Origin of the sequence: Noviherbaspirillum sp., from assembly GCF_035944575.1 — a bacterium.
GTDB lineage: Bacteria > Pseudomonadota > Gammaproteobacteria > Burkholderiales > Burkholderiaceae_D > Noviherbaspirillum.
Genome location: NZ_DASZBA010000235.1, coordinates 16,090 through 35,904, shown reverse-complemented (window position 1 = coordinate 35,904; position 19,815 = coordinate 16,090). Strand labels below are relative to the sequence as shown.

The window sequence follows — 19,815 nt, the reverse complement described above, 5'->3', positions numbered from 1 at the left end:
TGCCGCCGGATGTCGTGTCGATACAATTCTTTGCTTCCGCTTCCGTTTACTCTCGTCGCGATTGAACGGGAGCGCATCATGGAATCCACTTCGCTTGAAAACCACGGATATATTCTCACCAGTGCCGAAGAGCTGCTGGCAAACGCACGCAGCAACAGTATCTGGTATCTATCGTTCGGGCTGGCCTGCTGTGCGGTTGAAATGATGCAGGCGGCCGCATCCCGTTACGACATGGACCGCTTCGGCATCATGCCGCGCGCCAGCCCGCGGCAGGCCGACCTGATGATCGTGGCCGGTACGCTGACCAACAAAATGGCGGTGGCGCTGCGCAAGGTCTACGACCAGATGCCGGACCCGAAGTACGTGATCTCCATGGGCTCCTGCGCCAACGGCGGCGGCTACTACCACTATTCCTATTCGGTCGTCAGGGGCTGCGACCGTATCATTCCCGTGGATGTGTATGTGCCGGGATGTCCTCCCACGGCGGAAGCGCTGATCTACGGCATCATGCAACTGCAGCAGAAGGTACGGCGCTCGCGGGTCATCCGGCGCTGACCGCCGGGTTCGCGGTCAAAGGATGCCGCGCTCGCGATACGGCTCATGCCGGATGACGCGTTCATAGCCGAAGCGGCCGAGGTCGATCGTCTCGAAGCGTCCGTGCCGGATCAGCTCGGCGATGCCGCGCCCGGCTGCCGGCGCGTGCATCATGCCGTGCCCGGAGAATCCCGCCACGACGTAGAAGTTTTCATGATGACCGGCCCATTTGCCGATGATCGGGTTGCCGTCGAGCTCGCATTGCTCGTACAAGCCGGACCATGTGCGATGACATTTCGCACCCTCGAACGCAGTCGGAAACCGGTGGGCCAGCGCCGGCCAGACCACCTCGTCGAAGTACTTGTGATTGACGTCGAAATTGAAACCTCGCGGTTCATCCGAATTCACCAGTCCGCCGGAATAGCCGTGCGCCTCCGGCCGGAATGCGAGACGGCTCAGATCCTTGACGTAGGGAAGCGGCTCGATCTTGCGGTGGCCGGTGAAGAAATGCTCGAAACGCCGCAACGAGCTGATCGGCAGATACATGCCCGCCATCGCACTCACCTGTCCCGCCCACGCGCCGGCGGCATTGACGAGAATGTCCGCGCCCAGTTCATGACCGGTACTGAGACTAACGCCGTTGAGCAGCGTATCGGATGACTTGAATCCGTTCACCCTTGCTTGGATGAAGTCGACGCCGAGCGATCGCGCCTTCTTCCTCATCCCTTGCAGAAAGCCGCTCGGATCGCACCAGCCGTCGCGAGGCGAATATGCCGCTCCGTCGAGGTCGTCCACATACATCGAAGGAAAGAGCTGACGCAGGCCAGCACGATCCAGGAGCCTGATCTCCGCGCCCCGCGCGGTTTGTATTTCCGCATTTTCTTCGAGCGCCCGCAGTGCCTGATCGCCGTTGACGATGAACAGGTAGCCCTGTTCGATCCAGTCGATGTGCGCCGGCTCTCCTCCAACCGCCATAACGTGCGGAAAGCGCTTGATGAAGTCGATGCTGAAATTCGACATGTCGATATTTTCCGGACAGGAGAACAGCCGCCGGGCGCCGCCGGAGGCGCGCACCGTCGATGCGTATTCATACGTCGGGTCCGGTTCGATGACGGCAATCTCGATCGAAGGATCGCCCTGTTTCAGGAAGTACGCGACCGAGGAACCCATGATGCCGCCACCGATGATCACGACATCGAATCTGCTTTTCGAGGTGTTCATGTCTTTCCTTTCAGAAGAGGTCAGCAGGCCGCCGCATGCAGTATAGCGCGGGTGATTTTCCATCCCGTATGCCGATTCAACGCATTTCGATACATGGCATATACATTTTGGTACATACATCTGGTAACCCGCTTTACCGATTTTTCATTGGCGGATTCGTCTTCGTCGTTTGTAATACAGCTACCACCAACGACGTTCGATGGAGTCATGATGAAAAAGCTGATGTTGTCCCTGGCCGCCATCGGCGGCCTCTTAACCGGTTGCGTCGCTGTGCCCGTCAGTGACACAGGCGTGCACGTTACAGGTACCGTGCGGTCCGACGGCGGTGCTTATCCGCATCGACATGGGCACGGTCATGGGCACGGCCGCCACCGCCATTGGGACCGTGACCGGGACGGCGTACCCAACCGCCACGATCGCCGCCCCAACAATCCTTACCGCTATTAACGCAAGGCCGATTGCATCCTACTGACGCAATCGGATGTACCTCAACAGGAGTGTCAAACCATGAAAGCCAGATCCATTGTCTTTTCCGTTGTCGCATCCGCCATCGTGAGCTGCGCCGGTATTGCGCCGGCGCTGGCGCAACACAGCCATACGCCCGGCATCGACAATGCGCAGCAGCAAATCCGCGTGCGCATACAGCAGGGCATCGCCTCCGGTCAGATCACTCCGCGCGAAGCGGAAGCGTTGTATGAGCGCGAGCGGCACTTGCAGTATCGCGAGATGCAGATGAAGCGGGACGGTAACGCAACACCGCAGGAGCGCCGGCAATTGCGCGATGATCTGGACGACATGCACGCGGAAGTGGAGCGGAAACTTGCCAACAGGCATGGCACCACGCAGCCGCACGGCGGCACGCCGGGCATCGACAGGGCGCAGCATGATATTCGCGCCCGCATACAACATGGCATCCGGACCGGCCATCTTACCCAGCGTGAATCGAACATCCTGTTTGCGAAGGAACGCCAGCTTCATCGCCTCGAAGCCGCGTTCAAGTCGGATGGCGTCGTCAGCCGGATGGAGCGCCGGCAACTGCGGGAGGAGATCGCCATGCTGAGTGAAGATGTGGACAGGATGATGGCAAACCGGCGCCAATACTGACTCCACGGCAGCGTTTGATAGAACCGCGGCGGTTCGAATTTCTCCGCATGAACCGCCGCACCGTTTCCGCAGCCTGCTGATAGGTTTGTATCCGGCTCAGGCAGCAGGATCAGTCGCCGATGATCTTGACGAGCACCCTCTTTTTTCGCCTGCCGTCGAACTCGCCATAGAAGATCTGTTCCCATGGCCCGAAATCGAGCCGGCCGTTCGTGATTGCCACCACCACTTCTCGGCCCATGATCTGGCGCTTGATATGGACATCGGCGTTGTCCTCGCCGGTGTCGTTGTGCCGGTACTGATTGACGGGTTCATGCGGGGCCATTTTTTCCAGCCACACCTCGTAGTCGTGGTGCAATCCCGGCTCGTCATCGTTGATGAACACCGACGCCGAGATGTGCATGGCGTTCACCAGTACCAGCCCTTCCCTGACGCCGCTTTCAGCCAGGCATGCTTCGACCTGTCCGGTGATGTTGATGAATGCGCGGCGCGTCGGCGTGTTGAACCAGAGTTCCCTGCGAAAGCTTTTCATGTTCACTTCCTGAAATAATCGAGAGCAACAGCTCTGCCTGCGCCATCAAGCGCGCACCCGCGAGATTATCAAAGCACGGGAGGCCCTTCAATTTTTCCCTGAACAAATGATCCAACGAACAGGACGGGGATTACCGCAATTCGTTATGCGTCGTCAAACCTGATTCATTCGTGCAATAGTGAACCCCAAGGCGGTTGCGTCGTCTCATTATCAAATGTGGCTGGCGTCGAATTTGCGTGCTTCGCCACCCTTTCCCATGAACCGCAAACAGGAGTAAACCTAATGAATCTTTTGCTTAGTGGACAGCACGTCGATATCAGCCCCGCATTGCGCGAGTATGTGGAGACCAAACTCGATCGGGTCATACGGCATTTCGACCAGATCATCGATATCGCGGTGGTGCTTGGCGTCGAGAAGCCATCCGAAAAGGACAAGCGGCAACGGGCGGAGGTGAACCTGCGTGTGAAGGGCCAGGTATTCCACCTGGACCATTACGCGGAAGATTTGTATGCGGCAATCGACGGACTGGTCGACAAACTGGACCGGCAGGTGCTGAAGCACAAGGGAAAGCTGCAGGAGCACAAAAACGTGCCTGTGAAGCATGTCAGCGCAGAGCTTCAGGACACGCCGCTGCCACCGCAATAAGGCACATGACCACACCTGACCGGCCGGTGTTTGGCCGGCTGGCAGGAAAAACCCGTGCGGGATGGAAGACATCCCGCGTTCGATCAATTCAGCAGGAGCATGGCAATGAATCCCTCACCCGTTCCAACAAACACGGAAGCGGCGCAGCGCAACCCCGGCGATGAAGCGGCACCCGGCGCATTCCAGACTGCGGAGAACACCTGCCCGGAATGCAACGGCAGCGGCAAAAGGGCCGACCAGGCGATGTGCCCGAACTGCGGCGGCACCGGCATGGTGGTCGTGACGGTTGGTGATGCGTGATGTAATTCCTGCTTCAGGAGTGCTGTTGCGTTACACATCGCCGCAGAATTGCGCCTTTTTACTTGCAGGGACGGCCGAGATGGAGTGTCCCGAGCAGGGGAGGCCAAGCAAGCACATGCGATGGCCCGGCCTCACGCCCCCTCTCCCTAGCCCTCCCCCTGAGCGGGGGAGAGAATCTTATGGATATCGCTTTTAAGCAGAAGAAGAAATAGACTGATGTGAAGCTGTCGCAAAGGCTTTTGTCGACTGGCGATCGATCCGCTCAAGCAATGTTTGCATCTTCCCGTCAAATCAACTCCCGATCCGTCAGCTCCTGCTTCAGATACGCGTAGAACACCGGCGCCGCCACCACGCCCGGCAGGCCGAAGATGGCTTCCATCACCAGCATCGCGGCCAGCAGCTCCCATGCACGGGCGTTGATGTGCGTGCCGATGATTTTTGCGTTCAGAAAATATTCCAGCTTGTGGATGGTGATCAGGAACACCAGCGAGGCCACCGCGGCATGCAGCGAGTGGGACAGGCTGACGACCACGATGACCGTGTTGGAGATCAGGTTGCCGACCACCGGCAGCAGACCGGCGAAGAAGGTGATGGCGATCATGGTCTTCGTCAGCGGCAGCTTCACGCCCGCCAGCGGCAGAATCAACACCAGGTAGATGCCGGTAAAGATTGCATTGATGCCGGCGATGCGGACCTGTGCGAACACGATCTGCCTGAATGCATTGTGCAGGCCGAGCACGCGCGTATGCAGCGCCGCTGCGAGCGGCCGGTAATTCGGCGGCATCGTCGTGTCGTACAACGCCGCCATGCCGCCGATCACCATGCCGATCAGCAGGTGGGCAATGGTGCGCCCCGTCTCCTGTCCAAGGGCCTGCGCAAGACCGGCATGCTCGCGCAGCCAAGTGGTCATCATCTCGCGCAATGCATCGGCGCTGGTCGGCACGTGTTCCTTCATCCATGGGGGCATCTGGTCGCGCGAGGCTTCGATAATGTCGGCCATCTTCTGCATCAGCACCTCAAGGTTGCCGGCGTCGCTTTGAAAGAAACCGACCAAGGCCCAGGTGGCCGCCGACAGCAATGCGATGATGACGGCGGCGAGAATGGCTACCGAGATTACTCGCGCGCGGTGGTCGCTGATCTTCTTGCCCAGGGCCGGCGACAGCATGTGCACCAGCGACGACACCAGCAGTCCGGCAAACAACGCGGCGAGGAGCCCCTGCTTCAGTATGATGATCAGCGCGAGGGCGGCAAGCAGGTAGGAAGCAATGATGCTTAAATTGGCTTTCTGTGAATCGTGCATGGAAAATTTTCAAAGGTGCTGGAAAAAAACAATGCCGCTTCACGGCGGCATGCGGCATTGTATGACGACAAATGACACGGCATGCATTTCGCTGCGCCGGTATTCGACAATAAGGATTGAATCGCGTGACCCATCTCTTTTCGCCTATTTCCCTCAGACAATTGCAATTGAAGAACAGGATCGTCGTCGCGCCGATGTGCCAGTACTCGGCGGAGAACGGACAGGCGACTTCCTGGCACCAGATCCATCTTGGTCATCTCGCGCTTTCCGGCGCCAGCCTTCTGTTCATTGAAGCCACTGCGGTCGAGGAGCGCGGACGCATTTCCGCCGGCGATCTCGGCTTGTATTCGGATGCGACGGAGAAAGCGCTGGCCGACGTCCTGTCCGCCGTGCGCCGGCATTCGTCGATGCCATTCGCCATCCAGCTTGCGCATGCCGGCAGGAAAGCATCCACCCGGGTGCCATGGGAAGGCGGCCATTCCGTACCGGTGAACGAGGGTGGCTGGATCGGGTCGGCGCCATCCGCACTGCCGTTCGCCGACGGCGGGGAAGCGCCGGAAGCATTGGACAAGGCAGGATTGCGGCGCGTACGCGCGGCATTTGTGGCTACTGCGAAGCGGGCGGCACGTCTCGGCATCGATGCCTTCGAATTGCATGCGGCGCATGGCTATCTGCTGCACCAGTTTCTTTCACCGCTTTCGAATCGCCGCGAAGACGAATACGGCGGCTCGCTCGAAAACCGCATGCGCTTTCCGCTGGAGGTGTTCGAGGCGATACGCGCGGCGCTGCCCGACCAGCCGTTCGGCGTGCGGGTGTCCGCCACCGACTGGGTCGACGGCGGCTGGGACGTCGACCAGACCGTCGCCTTTGCACAGGCACTGAAGCAGCGCGGCTGCGACTTCATCGACGTGTCCAGCGGCGGGCTGTCATCGCTGCAGAAAATTGCGGTCGGACCGGGCTATCAGGTGCCGTTCGCCTCCCGCATCAGAAACGAGACCGGCATACCGACGATCGCGGTCGGCCTGATCACCGAGCCGGAACAGGCCGAAGGCATCCTCGCATCCGGCGAGGCCGATATGGTGGCGCTGGCGCGCGGCATGCTCTACGATCCGCGCTGGCCATGGCATGCGGCTGCGAAGCTGGGCGCGCAGGTGGATGCGCCGCCGCAATACCTTCGCTCGCAGCCCCGCGAGCACAAGCATTTGTTCAAGAAGGAATAGCAGCACGGCTTTGCCCGCTGCAATCATGAACGACTGCATCAGGCGGATGCCCGCACCAGCCGCAAGTGCGTGATTTCCGACGGCGCGCCGAAGCGCTTCGGCGGTCCCCAGTAGCCGGTGCCGCGGCTGGTGTACACCCAGAGCTGGCGCAACCGGTTCAGGCCGGCGGTGAAGGGCTGCTGCATCGGGACGAACAGGTTCCACGGATAGAATTGCCCGCCGTGGGTGTGGCCCGAAATCTGCAGATCGAAGCCGGCATCCGCGGCCGCCGGCGCGCTGCGGGGCTGGTGCGCAAGCAATACCTTCACCGCCGCCTGAGACGGCGCACCTGCCAGCGCACGGCGCGGATCGCTGCGGTGGGAGGGGTCGAAATGATGGGCGCTGAAATCGGTCACGCCGGCGACAACCAGGGGCGCGCCGTCATGGCGCAGCACCACATGCTCATTCATCAGCACCCGCAGGCCGAGCCGCCGCAGTTCGGGAATCCATGCATGCGCGTTCGAGTAATACTCATGGTTGCCGGTAACGAAATACGCGCCATGGCGCGCCTTCAGTTTTGCCAGCGGCGCGGTATGCGGCGCAAGCCGGCTGACGCTGCCGTCCACCAAGTCGCCGGTAACCGCCACCATGTCGGCGTCGAGCCGGTTGACCTTGTCGACAATGGCGTCGAGGTAGCCATGCTTGATCGTGGGGCCGACATGGATATCGCTGATCTGGGCAATGGTGAAGCCATGCAGGGCATCGGGAAGATTGGCGATCGGCACGTCCACGTTCACCACCCGCGCGGTCCGGCGCGCATTGATGAAACCGACGAGCGTGATCGCACCCGCCAATAGGGGCACCGCGAGCGCGCTCCATGCAGCCAGTTCATTGTCATAAAGACCGAACGGCAAGGCCGCCAGCAGCAGCACGTCCCGCAACACGGTCAGCACGAACAGTGAAGAGAAGGCACCTAATGCCAGCAAACCGGCCCACGCAATGCGATCGGACAAGGGCTGCTGGCGGATCGATGGCGCGAGCAGGCCGGCGGGCACAAGTACCAGCGATGCCAGGAGCCACAGGACGCCAAGCCATTGCACGACAGGCGCAACCGGCATGGCGGGCAGGATGCGCGCGCCGATATATATATGCAGCAATGCAAGCAGGGAAAAAATGACGACGGTACTGCGGGGGATTCGCATGTTGATGTCCGGGCAAGGAAATGAAGAGCGCGCCACCGGCGGAGACTCGCGTGCCTGCTATTTTGGGGTGGAAACCCCTGCTTCAATAGTGCCGCTTCCAAGCCACAATTATCGATAGCGGATCGCCCCCGAAAAATCATGCACTCCTGCAATACAGGCATGCAAGTACCACTGTCCATCGACATCAACGCTGCGATACCTGCGTGCAGGGTTTAATTCCTTACCTCGATCTGGGTGACCGCGTACCGGCCCTCGATCTTTTCCGCGACAAAGCCGACCTTGTCGCCCGCTTTCACCTTGTCCAGCATGGCGGGATCCGTGACCTGAAACACCATGGTCATCGGCGGCATGTCGAGGTTCTTCAAATCACCATGCCTGATGGTGATTTTCCCCGCATCCTTATCGACTTTACGGATCTCGCCTTCGGACATCGGGACCGCCGCAGCAGCCGGTGCCGCCGAGTGGGCGGCGGCATGCGCGCTCAAGGGGACGGCGATGAAGAGCGTGGTTGAAAGAGCAAGTTGTGCGAATACGTTCATGGTGGATATTTTCCTGGGCGCTTGTTTCAAGTTGGCTTGCAACATTCTTGTCATCCCCTGCGACCCCTCCGCGGGGACGACAGGCCTTTTCTTGTGAACCGGGTTGCTGACATCGATTTTCATCATCCTTTGACTACCCTGATTTTTCCGATCATCCCGGCTTCGAAATGACCGGGAACCAGGCAGGCGTAATGGAATTCGCCCGCCTTCGTGAAGTGCCATACCATTTCCGCTTTCTTGCCGGGGCCGACGTGCGCCATGTACGGCTCGTCATGTTCCATGCCGGGATGCTTCTTCATCAGCTCGCCGTGCGCCTTCAATTCGGCCATGGTGCCGATGACCATTTCATGCATCATCTTTCCCTTGTTCGTTACCACGAAGCGAATGGTTTCACCTTCCCTGACCTTGATCTCCGCCGGGCCGAAACGCATCATGTCGGTCATGTCGATCGCAATGGTGCGCGTGGCTTTCTTCGGATCGCCCTGCTTGCCGAACGCATGCTCCTCGGTGGAGATGGGGACGCCTGCCTGCTGCTGATTGTGTTGCGTTCCGGTGTGCGCAAATGCGGTGGATGCCGTGTAGCAGAGAGCGAGCAGGATTGATGCCGCGGATAAGGCATGCATCGTTGTATGCCGGACTGCCTTGATCGAAACGGTCTTGTCGTTATTCATAGGTTTCCTTGAAAGTTGCGAAATTCAATGGTGACCGGCATGGCCTGACGGCTTGCGCACGGTCATGTCGACGTTCGCCGGTTTGCCGGTGGGCGGCATCGACTGGCCGCCGGCCGCGCTGCTGCGGGCGGCATCAGGAACCTCGCCCTTCCACTCATAGGCGACTGTTCCGGCGGGATGCCTGTACCAGCCCGGGTCCCGGTAATCGCCGGGCTTCTGGTCCTTGCGCACTTTCACGACGGTGAACATGCCGCCCATCTCGACGCTGCCGAACGGTCCCTTCCCGCCCATCATCGGCAGGGTGTTGTCCGGCAGCGGCATTTCCATCTCGCCCATGTCGGCCATGCCGCGCTCGCCCATGACCATGTAATCGGGCACCAGCTTGTTGATCTGCCGGGCGACGCCGCGGTGATCGACGCCGATCATGGTCGGCAGGTTGTGTCCCATCGCATTCATGGTGTGATGCGATTTGTGGCAGTGGAATGCCCAGTCGCCAGGCTCGGTGGCGTCGAATTCGATCGCGCGCATCTGCCCGACCCCGACATCGGTCGTCACTTCCGGCCAGCGCGATTCAGGGCGCGTCCATCCGCCATCGGTGCCGGCGACGACGAATTCATGGCCGTGCAGGTGGATGGGGTGATTGGTCATCGTCAGGTTGCCGAAGCGGATACGCACACGATCGCCCTGCCGCACGTTCATCGAGTCGATGCCCGGGAACACCCTGCTGTTGAAGGTGAAGAGGTTGAAGTCGAGCATGGTGCTGACCTTCGGCGTGAAACTCCCGGGATCGATGTCGTAATTACTTAGCAGGAAGACAAAGTCACGGTCGACCTTCATGAGATTCGGATCGCGCGGATGCGTTACCCAGAAGCCCATCATGCCCATCGCCATCTGGGTCATCTCGTCCGCGTGCGGGTGGTACATGAAGGTGCCGGGCCGCTTCGCGATGAATTCATAGACGAAGGTCTTGCCGGACGGGATACCGGGTTGCGTCAGGCCGGTCACGCCGTCCATGCCGTTGGGCAGCCGCTGGCCGTGCCAGTGCACGCTGGTGTGCTCGGGCAGTTTGTTGGTGACGAAGATGCGTACGCGGTCGCCTTCGACCACCTCGATGGTCGGTCCGGGGGATTGTCCGTTATAGCCCCACAGGTTGGCCTTCATGCCGGGCGCGAGCTCGCGTACGACTGGCTCCGCTACCAGGTGAAACTCCTTGACGCCGTTGTTCATCCGCCAGGGCAGCGACCAGCCGTTGAGCGTGACGACAGGGTTGTAGGGACGGCCGTTTGGCGGCGCCAGCGGCGGCTGGGTGCCGGGGCTCTCCATCAGCGGCGCTTCGGGCAGCGTGGCCGCGCCGGCGCGGCTGACCAGGCTCGCGCCCGTGGCCACTGCGGCAACCGCGCCGGCACCCATGAAAAAGTCTCTGCGTGAAACCATGATTGCTTCCTTCCTTAATGTTCTTCAGCGGCATTCACTGCCGGCGCCACACTGCGCATCGGTTGCGGACCCTCGCCACCGCCGCCATTGATGGCCGCCTGAAGGTCGGTGTCGGCGATCCAGAAATCGCGCTGCGCTTCGATCGCGGTGTTGACGCTGTTGATCTGGTCGCGCGCATCGGCCAGCAGTTCGAAAACGCCGGTCAGCATGCCGTTGTAGCGCAGCAGCACTTCGTCGGATATTGTCTTGCGCAGCGGCACGACTTCATCGCGGTAGTGCCTGGCAAGATCGTAGGTAGTGCGGTAGGCCGAATACGCTTCCCGCACTTGGGAGCGGGCGCGGACCGCCGTATCGGCGGTGCGATGCACCGATTGCATATAGACCGCTTCGGCCTTCGCGGTGCGTGCGCCGCCCCAGTCGAAGAGGGGGATCGCCAGTTCGATTTCATAGCCGTTCGCACGCGCATGGCCGGTCTCGCTCTTGTTCATGTAACCGGCATCGAATACGTTGATGAAACCGGTCGCCCGGCTCAATCCCAAGGCGCTCGCCGTGGCCGCGGCGTCCTGCTTCGCCATCTGCACATCGAGGCGCTGGGACATCGCCTTCTGTTCCGCATCGGCGATGTCATGCGGCGACTTCGGCAGGTCGGGCAGACGTTCCGGCAAGGTGAATGCGGCACGTTGTCCCCACAGACCGAGCAGGCGGGTGAGCTGCTCGCGTGCCGCCGTCGCGTTGTGACGGGCGCGGGCCACCTGCGCCGTGGCTTCGGCATAGAAGATCTGTTCTCTGGCCTGATCGAGCTTGCTCCAGTTGCCGACTCTTGCCATCCGCCGGCCCAGTTCGGCGCCGGCTTCGGCGGCGCTTTGCACCTGTTCCATGTACTGCGCGGTCTGCCGCGCGGCGACCGCGTTGAAATAGGCGCGCCGCGTATCCGCCGCGAGCTGCACGGCCTGCGATGCGGCCCGCAGCTTCGCCTGCTCGAAACGCCGCTGTTCGATCCCGCTTCTGACCGGGAGAGTCAGCAGGCCGACGAGATCGAACATGACACTGCGTTCTATTTCGACATCGTCTCCGCCACGCAAGCGGCCAAAGGAAAAGCCGGGATTGCGCAGGCGGCCGGCCTGGATCAGATCGGCTTCCGCGATGCCGAGTTCGGCAAGCGATGCTTTCAATCCATTATTGTTGAGCAATGCAATCTGCACGGCGCTGTCCGGCGTCAGCGGCTTCATCAGCAGTTCCTGCACCTGCCGGCTGGCAGCACCTGATGCCTCATCCGCGTTGCCGTCGGGCCTGGCGAGCTGCATCGCCTGTCCGGTGCGCTCCGAGGTCATTGCCGAAACGGCATCCATCCCGCCGTCCTTCGAGAACGTGGCGCAACCGCTCAACATCAGCGCGGCGATGGCGAGCGCGGCGAGCCGCAAACGGTCGTCGTTGAAGTTCATTTCGCCCCCTCTCAGCGATGCCGTGCGTGCGCCGCATCGTTTGCTTCCCGGGGCGCTACGGTTGCTGCCTGTCCGGCAGCCTCTTTCATGTGCCCGGCATGCCCGCCCAGTTTTCCCATTTCGTCGTTCGCGGAACGCCATGCCTTCACCGGCTGGCTCTCCGCTGTCGCCGCGCGATAGTTGTCGAAAGCGGATTCATAGCGGAATGCACCGGCCGGCGCACCGGGATCGGCAGGGTTCCATTGTTTCGCTGCGGGTGGGGCGGCGAGAGCGAAATGCGTGCAAGGCAATACAGCAAATGCGGCCATCAATGCGGCCTTCATGGGCCATTGTCTGGGTAACATGTTTTTCTCTTTGAAATCGACAGAACAGGCGTGCGTCGGCACGCGGCAGATTCGAAAACCGGTCGGACGAGCGATTGCCGCTCACCATCCGTTTTCAGTGGCGATCAGGCGGAAAAAGGCCGGGGTGGACGTTCAAGTCCGGACGGGAAAAACGCGGTGAATGACACTTCGGGGAGAAGAAGTACGGTTTCGCCATGCTGGAACGGCGGCGTCCATGCCCTCATCGAGGGCGGTGCGGCGGCACCTGCGCAGCAGGAGGCGCAAGCGCTGCAACTTGCACTCTTGTGGACGTGTTCCGAATCGGTTGCACCATCCATGGCGTCGGCCGCATGCATGTCGTCGGCGGTCGTTACCGGATGCGATGCTGCATGCTCATCGCCATGGCCGTCATGATGATGCGCCGCATGCGTATGGTGATGATGCGAATGGGAAAGCATCTTGGCTGAAGCGTTATCGTGACGTTGCGGCCCGCACGACGCCTTGACGACCGCGGCCATGCCTTGCACAGGCAGAGCGGCAATCAGCAGCCAAAGCAACAATGTCTTGAAAAAGCGCGTCATGGAATTAGTCTAGCATGCGACTTCAAGCGGTCCATCGAATGAAACCGCATTGTGGACCTTCCCATGGCGGGAAGGTCAAGCGTTTTTTGAATGCCGGTTGCCATGCCGGAAGGCGTGTTCCGCGAACGGCTTCCTGACTTTGACCCGGACGCCCGCCGGCAAAGCCGGTAAACTGATGCCTTCCCACCAACTCGTTCGCCCCCATTCATGCTTCAACCCGCAGCGGAAGAGCGTCCCCGCCCCGAATCGCTCACCGATCTTTTTCTGTCCTTCACATTCCTGGCCCTGCAGGGCTTCGGCGGCGTGCTTGCCATCGTGCAGCGCGAGATGGTGGAAAAGAAACGCTGGCTGACACAGGAGGAGTTCGTCGAGGAATGGGCAGTCGCGCAGATCATGCCGGGGCCGAATGTGGTCAACCTGGCATTGATGCTGGGCGCGCGCTACTTCGGGTTGCGCGGCGCGCTGGCCGCGCTTGCCGGCATGCTGTGCGTACCTTTGATCGTAGTGTTGGTGGCCGCCATTTTCTATGCACGTTATGCCGATAGTCCGCACTTGGCGGCGGCGTTGCGCGGCATGGGCGCGGTGGTCGCCGGCATGATCTCCGCCACCGGCTTCAAGCTGCTGGTCGTACTGAAAAAGAGCGTGCTCGGCTTGCCTGCATGCATCGCCCTGGGCGGTGCCTGTCTCGTGGCGATCGCGGTACTGCGCCTGCCGCTGGTGCTGGTGCTCCCCGTGCTCGGCAGCGTCGCCTGCGTTCTCGCCTACCGCAGGCTCAAGCCATGAGCGAACTGACCATTCATCTCGGCTGGCATGAGTGGCTGCTGCTGTTCGCGCAGTATCTGTTGCTGTCGCTGCTATCGATCGGCGGCGCGATTTCGACCGCGCCCGACATGCACCGCTTCCTGGTCGAGCAGCAGAAATGGCTGACCGATGCGCAGTTCAATGCATCGATCGCAATCGCCCAGGCTGCGCCAGGGCCGAATGTATTGTTCGTCGCGTTGATGGGATGGCATGTCGGCCTCAACGGCGGCGGCATGCTGAGCGGACTGGCCGGCGTACTCGTGACGATGCTCGGCATCCTACTGCCGAGCACGACGCTGACTTACGTCGCCGCGCGATGGGGGCACCGCAACCGCGAGCTGCGCGCGGTGCGTGCATTCAAGCAGGGCATGGCGCCGATCGTGGTGGCGCTGATCCTGTCCACCGGCTGGGTACTGGCCGGCGCCAACAACGGAACGGTGGAGGACTGGCCGCTCTGGCTGCTGACCGCCGCCAGCACGCTGGTTGTCTGGCATACGCGCATCCACATGCTGTGGCTCCTCGGCGCCGGCGCGGTGCTTGGCTGGTTCTGGCTGAGTTAGGCGCGTTCTCCGGCCGGCGCACATCATGCGCCGGCCTGCCCACACTTTCTTACCGTCTCACATCCCATTGCCGCGCCGGCATCGCGATGATCTCGCGTCCGTTCGGCTGTCCGGCCGGCACGCTGAATGCGCTGATGCGCGCATTCAATATGCCGGGCGGCAGGCTGGCCGTATCCAGAAGCAGATAGGCGTATGTCCCGTCGGCCCAGATGTTGAAGATGCCGAGCTGCGGCGCATAACCGCTTGCCGGCAGCAACTCGACATTCCGGATGCCGGTACCGCGCACCTCCAGCAGGATCCGCCCGCTGACGATGGCGCCGTGGGCCGGTGCCATCGTGACTGTCGCCGTGAAAGGTGCCGACGATGCGGTGCCGTTGGCAAACTGCCATCGGCGCGCGGGCATGGCAATGATCTCCGCGCCGTTGCGCTGTCCGGGCGCGACATTGTAAGCAGCGATCCGCACATCCCGGACGCCGTCGGGCAAGGAACCGGAATCGAAATCCAGCCAGGCGACAGTCTTGTCGGCCGACACATTGAATACGCCGAGGCGCGGCGCATAGCCGTCGGCCGGCAGCAACTCGGCATTGACGATGCCGCTGCCGCGCACTTCCAGCCGCGTGATGCCGCTGACGACCGCGCCATCCGCCGGCGCGGTGACGACCGCCGCGGTGAATGCGGAAGGCGGCGTGACCGGATTGTCGATGTTCCATGTACGGGCCGGCATCGCAACGATCTCATTGCCGCCTCCCTGTCCGGGCGGCACGTTGTAGGTGCTGACGCGCACATTCAGTGGTCCGTTCGGCAATGCCGTCGTGTCAAGGTCGAGCCAGGCGAGCGTGCGGTCCGGCGTGATGTTGAAACTTGCGTGGATCGGCGAGTAGCCATTGGCGGGCAGGAGTTCGGCATTGGCCATCTCGTTCCCGCGCAGTTCTATTCTCACCTTGCCGCTCAGCGTCGCGCCGTTCGCCGGGGCTGCCGATACGTAAGAGAAGAATGGCGCATAGGGATTGCCCGAACAGCCCGGACTGAGCTCGCAACTGTTGAAGTATCGTCCTTCCACTGTCCATACCGTGGGACGCGTCTGGGTGCCGGCACTCGATGTACCGATATCCGCGTTACCTCCACCTCCGCATGCACTTAACAACATCACCAGGCCCATCGCCGGGATCGCCTTCAGATTGTTCAACATCGTCTTATCTCCAATAAGTACACGCTACACGCAGCCTTGCGGAGGGATGAGTTATACGAACGCCAAGGTGCGGACAGGACTGCCTCTCCCTGCATATCTCCTTCCGAGCTACTTTGAGTTACAAAAGCAGGCTTAGGTTTTGGGTCCGCATGCTGCGGGCTTGATCGCGCGCAAACCCTGGTGACATGTGCGGAAGACTTAGTGATTTCGACAAGGGGCAGCGCAAGAATCCCGGGATCCGAAGCATGCGGTGCATGCGGACTGCACTGCTTAATTTTTAGGCAACTAAATTCCTCGAAAACCGAGTGTGTTAGACGAACGACCATGTATCGACACCATCGAGTGTCGGAGAAAAACAACTAATTGAACTACCCATTCTTATATCCATTGCGCTGACATCAAGCGCCTGCTTCGATTTCAGACGCCTTGCGTGATTTGCACCGCCCGCCGTCGCGCCAGCGACGGACTGGACAAAAGAATTCGAACGCATCAACATCGGATCTCGATTCCGCGTATTGCAACGCCCATCCGACTTCTACAGCATGAACAGCGCAACCCCGCAGACCGATACGAACGACGTCGACATTGCCAATTCGCTACGCACCGACCAGATCAGCCAGCTTTACGCGACTGCGCCGATTGGTTACATCGGCACGGTCATCGCCACTCTGGCGACCGCGGCCGTGCTGCGGGACCGCGTGCCGGATTACCTGTCGTTGTTGTGGATCGGCGTAACAGTGCTGGTGGCAATGGCGCGCGGCGTACTGTCGTGGCGTTTCGCGCGCTGCCCTGCAGAGCAGAAAAGCGATCCGCGCTGGATGCGGTGGTTCCAGATCTCCGCATTCGCCGCCGGCTGCGGCTGGGGCCTCGGCGGCATATTGATGTTCGTCCCGGACAGCATCCGGCATCACATGATGCTCGACCTGCTGCTGCTCGGCATGGTCACCGCCGGCATCTACTCCTATGCGATCCACCTGCGTACCTTCGTCGTCTATGCCGCGCCGATCATGATCGGCGGATTCATCGGCCTGTCCACGCTGCCGGACCTGGAGTGGCGTGGCTACCTGATGTTCACTTCCGCCCTGTACGGCGTCACCGCGCTAATGTTCGCCCGCATTCTGTCGCGCTCGCTCAATAACGCCATCATCCTGAAATACCAGAACGCGGCCCTGGCCGAGGCGCTCGGCCAGAAATCCCAGCAGGCCGAGCAGGCCAATATCGCCAAGTCGCGCTTCCTGGCGGCGGCCAGTCATGACCTGCGCCAGCCGGTGCATGCGCTCGGCCTGTTCCTCGCGTCCCTGAACCGGATGCCGCTGCCGGCACCGGCCTTGCAGACCGTGGCCGACATGGAGTCCTGCGTGGCTTCCACCAATGATCTTTTTTCATCGATCCTCGATATCTCGCGGCTGGACGCAGGCGTCATTCAGCCCGAGCCGACAACGTTCGCGCTGGCACCCTTCGCGCGCCGTATCGTGACGGAGCATCAATTCATCGCACGCGGCAAGGGACTGGCATTGCGTTTTCACCTGTCGCCCCGGCTGGAACAAGCCTACGTGCATACCGATGCGCCCCTTCTGGAGCGCGTGCTGCGCAATCTGCTGCAGAACGCGATCCGTTATACCGAAAGCGGCAGCGTGCTGTTCGCGTTGCGGCAACGCGGCGACAGGCTTGTCATCGATGTGATCGATACCGGGCCCGGCATTCCGGATCATCTGCTGTGCGACATCTTCCAGGAATTCGTGCAGCTCGCGCCGCAGTCCCTTGTGCGCCGCCAGGGCCTGGGACTTGGATTGTCGATCGTGCGACGTCTGGGCGATCTGCTCCAATACCGCATCAACGTAAGCTCGCGCGTCGGCCATGGCACACGCTTCAGTGTCGAAATGGCATTGTGCGATGCGCCTGCCCTGCCGTCGGCGCATGCATCGGGGGCGATAACCGAACTGTCGCTTAGTGGCAGGCTGGTCGTGGTGCTGGATGACGATCCGGTGATCGTGCGGGCGCTGACGACCCTGTTGGCGTCATGGGGTGCGCAGGTACACGGCGGCCATACTTACGACGAGTTGCTGGAGGAAGCGGCGACATTCACCCGTTGTCCGGATCTGATCATCAGCGATTTCCATCTGCAGGGAAAGCTCGCGCATGAAGCCGTCATCGACGGCATCGCAGCCATCAGCCGCCTGCGCGACGAGTTTGCCGAAAACATACCGGCGATCCTGGTGACCGGGGAAACCGATACCCGGCAACTGCGGCATGCGTATTCGAGCGGGCTCCTGGTGTTGCACAAGCCCTTGCAGCCGGCGCTGCTGGCATCGCATCTGGCGACGCTGTTCGCGGAGCCGGTGATGAGTCTGGATGGAAATGTAAACGAAAGGACATAAACGTCGCAGGACAAAAGCGAACATCGTCCCGTCTTTCATCTCAGCCACCGAGGTTCCGCCTGATGCAGCCAATACCGCTCCAGAATCGGCGTACGCATTTCCTTACGCAATCAGATAGAAAACCCATCCCAGGACCACGCCGATAATGACGGCAAGGATGAAGCTCCAACCTCGCCCCTTTTGTCCGTGCGAGTTTTCATGCCGGTACTGTTGCGGGGAATAAAGCGCCCGATTGATCTTTTCCCGTCCGCCGTCGCGGTCAAGCGAAAAGATGTTTTTCTTTTTGTTTTTCATGACCGCCACCTGGCTTCGAGGACAAAAAGGTTCGGTTAAGAGCACTTCAACAGCCACAGTTTCCGAATCGAAAGCGGCTCGGGACATCCCTCATGCGATGAAACCACATCGAACACTTCCGCAGTCAATAGGCCGGAAAGGACGTGAGCAAAGAAATTGACAATCCTCGTTACCGAAGTTCCATCCACTACCAGCCCGCAGCACGCGCCGACAGCACCGCCTGCGTCCGGCTGACCACCCCGAGCAGTTTGAAAATCGCCGTCAGGTGCACCTTGACGGTGGGTTCCGATATATCGAGGTGATTTGCAATATCCAGATTGCTCTTGCCCGCCACCAGCGCGCGCAGCACTTCCTGCTGGCGCGGCGTCAGCATGTCCAGCGCCGTCCTCGTCGCACCGTCGGCGCCGGGAATGCGCAATGCCTGCGCGATGGCGTCGCGCAAGGTGGATTCGGACGCGCTTTTCGGCACGAAGGCCGCCGCACCGGCATCCTGTACGGCCTGCGCGACATGCGATTCGCCGGTGACGACGATGACCGGCACGCCCGGCAGGGTGGTGCGCCATTCGTTGAGCAGCGCCAGTCCGTCCGAGTCGGGGAGGTTGAAGTCGAGCAGGACCAGATCGAGCTTCGCTGCCTGGCGTGCCGCAGTGCGGGCCTGATCGGCGCTGCCGGCGGCAATCACGTTGGCCATGGGAAGCAGCGAGGTGATCTGCTGCATGAGTGCGCCGCGTACCAGGGGATGGTCGTCGACGATCAATACGGTGGTCATGAAAAATTCCTATTGCAATACGGACTACGCGGCCGGAACGCTCAGCGGCTCATCAGCAGAAACGCCTGCATGACCGCCACTTGCGATTCATCCAGCGCGGTAGGCAAGGCGGCACCGAATGCCGTGCGTTCATCGACGGCCCAGGCGATGCCGGCCGCGCCGGTACCCGCGGCCTGGACCTGCTCGCGCAGGCGGCCGAAGCGCGCATCGACCACGGTATCGAACTGGCTGTCGAGCATGTTGGCCAGCGCGGGTGTGAGATTGCGCAGCTCCATCACATTGCGCTGGCGTACCACGAAGGTGCCGGGTGCCGCGCCCGGCTCGCTCCAGCGCACATTCTGGAAGCAGACCTGCAACTCCTGCGGATTGCCGTTGCTGTCCAGATAAGCATAGCGGTCGGGCGTACCGGCGGTACGTCCTTCCGGCATGGCGATACCGGCGGCCTGCATTGTAGCAATCAGGTTTGCCCCGCACAAAGCGGTATTCGCCGCGCCTGCAACACGTCCGGTCGGCGCGGCGGCGGTATCTCCGGGCGCAATGCCGTTGCCGTCATAGAAGCGGTCGTAGGCGATGGCCCAGCCCTGCACGAAGTCGCTCGCGATGCGCTGGTAGACGGCATTGCGCTGCACGTCTTTCGCGATCGAGACGGTTCCCAGGATGAGCCCGATGATGACCAGTACCACTGACAATTCGACAATGGTGAAACCGCGCTGGCGGCGCGATGCTGGTGCGGATGACAGATGAAGAAATGGCATGGCTTGGTGTCCGGGAATGGATGCGCTATGAGCGAATGGAATACA

General features: G+C 61.2%; 23 protein-coding genes. 9 read left to right on the top strand and 14 right to left on the bottom strand.

What is annotated here, in order from left to right; translation table 11 throughout:
- Positions 1 to 78: 78 nt before the first annotated feature.
- Positions 79 to 555: an NADH-quinone oxidoreductase subunit B family protein gene (locus VGU61_RS18795; protein WP_326860788.1), complete on the top strand. Its 477-nt coding sequence runs from the start codon at positions 79 to 81 to the stop codon at positions 553 to 555.
- A 15-nt stretch (positions 556 to 570) separates the two neighbouring features.
- On the opposite strand, the gene VGU61_RS18790 is transcribed toward VGU61_RS18795, so the two are convergent.
- Positions 571 to 1,755 (bottom strand): FAD-dependent oxidoreductase, encoded by a 1,185-nt coding sequence (locus tag VGU61_RS18790; RefSeq protein WP_326860787.1) that lies wholly within the window; start codon positions 1,753 to 1,755, stop codon positions 571 to 573.
- Positions 1,756 to 1,965: 210 nt separating this feature from the next.
- Between VGU61_RS18790 and VGU61_RS18785 the strand changes: the two genes are divergently transcribed.
- Positions 1,966 to 2,202: a hypothetical protein gene (locus VGU61_RS18785; RefSeq protein WP_326860785.1), complete on the top strand. Its 237-nt coding sequence runs from the start codon at positions 1,966 to 1,968 to the stop codon at positions 2,200 to 2,202.
- Between the two features lie 60 nt (positions 2,203 to 2,262).
- Positions 2,263 to 2,859: a hypothetical protein gene (locus tag VGU61_RS18780; protein ID WP_326860784.1), complete on the top strand. Its 597-nt coding sequence runs from the start codon at positions 2,263 to 2,265 to the stop codon at positions 2,857 to 2,859.
- Positions 2,860 to 2,968: 109 nt separating this feature from the next.
- On the opposite strand, the gene VGU61_RS18775 is transcribed toward VGU61_RS18780, so the two are convergent.
- Entirely contained in the window at positions 2,969 to 3,388 is a 420-nt protein-coding gene (locus VGU61_RS18775) for a secondary thiamine-phosphate synthase enzyme YjbQ (RefSeq protein WP_326860783.1), read from the bottom strand.
- A gap of 282 nt (positions 3,389 to 3,670) precedes the next feature.
- On the opposite strand from VGU61_RS18775, the gene hpf reads away from it, so the two are divergent.
- Together hpf and VGU61_RS18765 are read left to right on the top strand one after the other, a co-directional pair.
- Entirely contained in the window at positions 3,671 to 4,033 is a 363-nt protein-coding gene (gene hpf, locus VGU61_RS18770; RefSeq protein ID WP_326860781.1) for a ribosome hibernation-promoting factor, HPF/YfiA family, read from the top strand.
- A gap of 105 nt (positions 4,034 to 4,138) precedes the next feature.
- Positions 4,139 to 4,333 (top strand): hypothetical protein, encoded by a 195-nt coding sequence (locus VGU61_RS18765; RefSeq protein WP_326860780.1) that lies wholly within the window; start codon positions 4,139 to 4,141, stop codon positions 4,331 to 4,333.
- 286 nt (positions 4,334 to 4,619) lie between these two features.
- On the opposite strand, the gene VGU61_RS18760 is transcribed toward VGU61_RS18765, so the two are convergent.
- Positions 4,620 to 5,633 (bottom strand): hypothetical protein, encoded by a 1,014-nt coding sequence (locus tag VGU61_RS18760; protein ID WP_326860779.1) that lies wholly within the window; start codon positions 5,631 to 5,633, stop codon positions 4,620 to 4,622.
- Between the two features lie 125 nt (positions 5,634 to 5,758).
- Here VGU61_RS18760 and VGU61_RS18755 point away from each other — a divergent pair, with 125 nt between their 5' ends.
- Entirely contained in the window at positions 5,759 to 6,853 is a 1,095-nt protein-coding gene (locus VGU61_RS18755; RefSeq protein WP_326860777.1) for an NADH:flavin oxidoreductase/NADH oxidase, read from the top strand.
- Positions 6,854 to 6,891: 38 nt separating this feature from the next.
- Here the strand turns inward: VGU61_RS18755 and VGU61_RS18750 are convergent, their stop codons facing one another.
- The 7 genes from VGU61_RS18750 to VGU61_RS18720 all read right to left on the bottom strand — a co-directional run bounded on the left by VGU61_RS18750 (position 6,892) and on the right by VGU61_RS18720 (position 13,024).
- Positions 6,892 to 8,034 (bottom strand): metallophosphoesterase, encoded by a 1,143-nt coding sequence (locus VGU61_RS18750; RefSeq protein WP_326860775.1) that lies wholly within the window; start codon positions 8,032 to 8,034, stop codon positions 6,892 to 6,894.
- Between the two features lie 212 nt (positions 8,035 to 8,246).
- A complete protein-coding gene (locus tag VGU61_RS18745; protein WP_326860773.1) occupies positions 8,247 to 8,573 on the bottom strand; it encodes a copper-binding protein in 327 nt (108 codons plus the stop codon).
- Positions 8,574 to 8,695: 122 nt separating this feature from the next.
- Entirely contained in the window at positions 8,696 to 9,244 is a 549-nt protein-coding gene (locus VGU61_RS18740) for a cupredoxin family protein (protein WP_326860772.1), read from the bottom strand.
- A gap of 24 nt (positions 9,245 to 9,268) precedes the next feature.
- Positions 9,269 to 10,678 (bottom strand): copper oxidase, encoded by a 1,410-nt coding sequence (locus VGU61_RS18735; RefSeq protein ID WP_326860770.1) that lies wholly within the window; start codon positions 10,676 to 10,678, stop codon positions 9,269 to 9,271.
- A gap of 14 nt (positions 10,679 to 10,692) precedes the next feature.
- On the bottom strand, positions 10,693 to 12,120 hold the full coding sequence (locus VGU61_RS18730; protein WP_326860769.1) for a TolC family protein: 1,428 nt from the start codon (positions 12,118 to 12,120) through the stop codon (positions 10,693 to 10,695).
- 11 nt (positions 12,121 to 12,131) lie between these two features.
- Positions 12,132 to 12,464: a hypothetical protein gene (locus tag VGU61_RS18725; RefSeq protein WP_326860768.1), complete on the bottom strand. Its 333-nt coding sequence runs from the start codon at positions 12,462 to 12,464 to the stop codon at positions 12,132 to 12,134.
- Positions 12,465 to 12,568: 104 nt separating this feature from the next.
- Positions 12,569 to 13,024 (bottom strand): hypothetical protein, encoded by a 456-nt coding sequence (locus VGU61_RS18720; protein WP_326860767.1) that lies wholly within the window; start codon positions 13,022 to 13,024, stop codon positions 12,569 to 12,571.
- 207 nt (positions 13,025 to 13,231) lie between these two features.
- On the opposite strand from VGU61_RS18720, the gene VGU61_RS18715 reads away from it, so the two are divergent.
- A complete protein-coding gene (locus tag VGU61_RS18715) occupies positions 13,232 to 13,807 on the top strand; it encodes a chromate transporter (protein WP_326860766.1) in 576 nt (191 codons plus the stop codon).
- The gene (locus VGU61_RS18710) at positions 13,804 to 14,385 is read left to right on the top strand and encodes a chromate transporter (protein ID WP_326860765.1); all 582 of its coding nucleotides are present in this window, start codon (positions 13,804 to 13,806) and stop codon (positions 14,383 to 14,385) included. The genes VGU61_RS18715 and VGU61_RS18710 overlap by 4 nt, the downstream gene beginning before the upstream one ends.
- 49 nt (positions 14,386 to 14,434) lie before the next feature.
- Here the strand turns inward: VGU61_RS18710 and VGU61_RS18705 are convergent, their stop codons facing one another.
- Complete coding sequence (locus VGU61_RS18705) at positions 14,435 to 15,574, bottom strand: hypothetical protein (protein WP_326860764.1); 1,140 nt, start codon at positions 15,572 to 15,574, stop codon at positions 14,435 to 14,437.
- A gap of 542 nt (positions 15,575 to 16,116) precedes the next feature.
- Between VGU61_RS18705 and VGU61_RS18700 the strand changes: the two genes are divergently transcribed.
- Positions 16,117 to 17,952, top strand: coding sequence for a hybrid sensor histidine kinase/response regulator (locus tag VGU61_RS18700; RefSeq protein WP_326860763.1), 1,836 nt, complete (start codon positions 16,117 to 16,119; stop codon positions 17,950 to 17,952).
- Between the two features lie 102 nt (positions 17,953 to 18,054).
- Here the strand turns inward: VGU61_RS18700 and VGU61_RS18695 are convergent, their stop codons facing one another.
- The 3 genes from VGU61_RS18695 to VGU61_RS18685 all read right to left on the bottom strand — a co-directional run bounded on the left by VGU61_RS18695 (position 18,055) and on the right by VGU61_RS18685 (position 19,770).
- Positions 18,055 to 18,303 carry a hypothetical protein gene (locus VGU61_RS18695; protein ID WP_326860762.1) on the bottom strand — a complete coding sequence of 83 codons (249 nt, stop codon included), beginning with the start codon at positions 18,301 to 18,303 and terminating at the stop codon, positions 18,055 to 18,057.
- Positions 18,304 to 18,433: 130 nt separating this feature from the next.
- Positions 18,434 to 19,015: a response regulator transcription factor gene (locus VGU61_RS18690; protein ID WP_326860761.1), complete on the bottom strand. Its 582-nt coding sequence runs from the start codon at positions 19,013 to 19,015 to the stop codon at positions 18,434 to 18,436.
- A gap of 41 nt (positions 19,016 to 19,056) precedes the next feature.
- On the bottom strand, positions 19,057 to 19,770 hold the full coding sequence (locus VGU61_RS18685) for a prepilin-type N-terminal cleavage/methylation domain-containing protein (protein ID WP_326860760.1): 714 nt from the start codon (positions 19,768 to 19,770) through the stop codon (positions 19,057 to 19,059).
- Positions 19,771 to 19,815 lie beyond the last annotated feature (45 nt).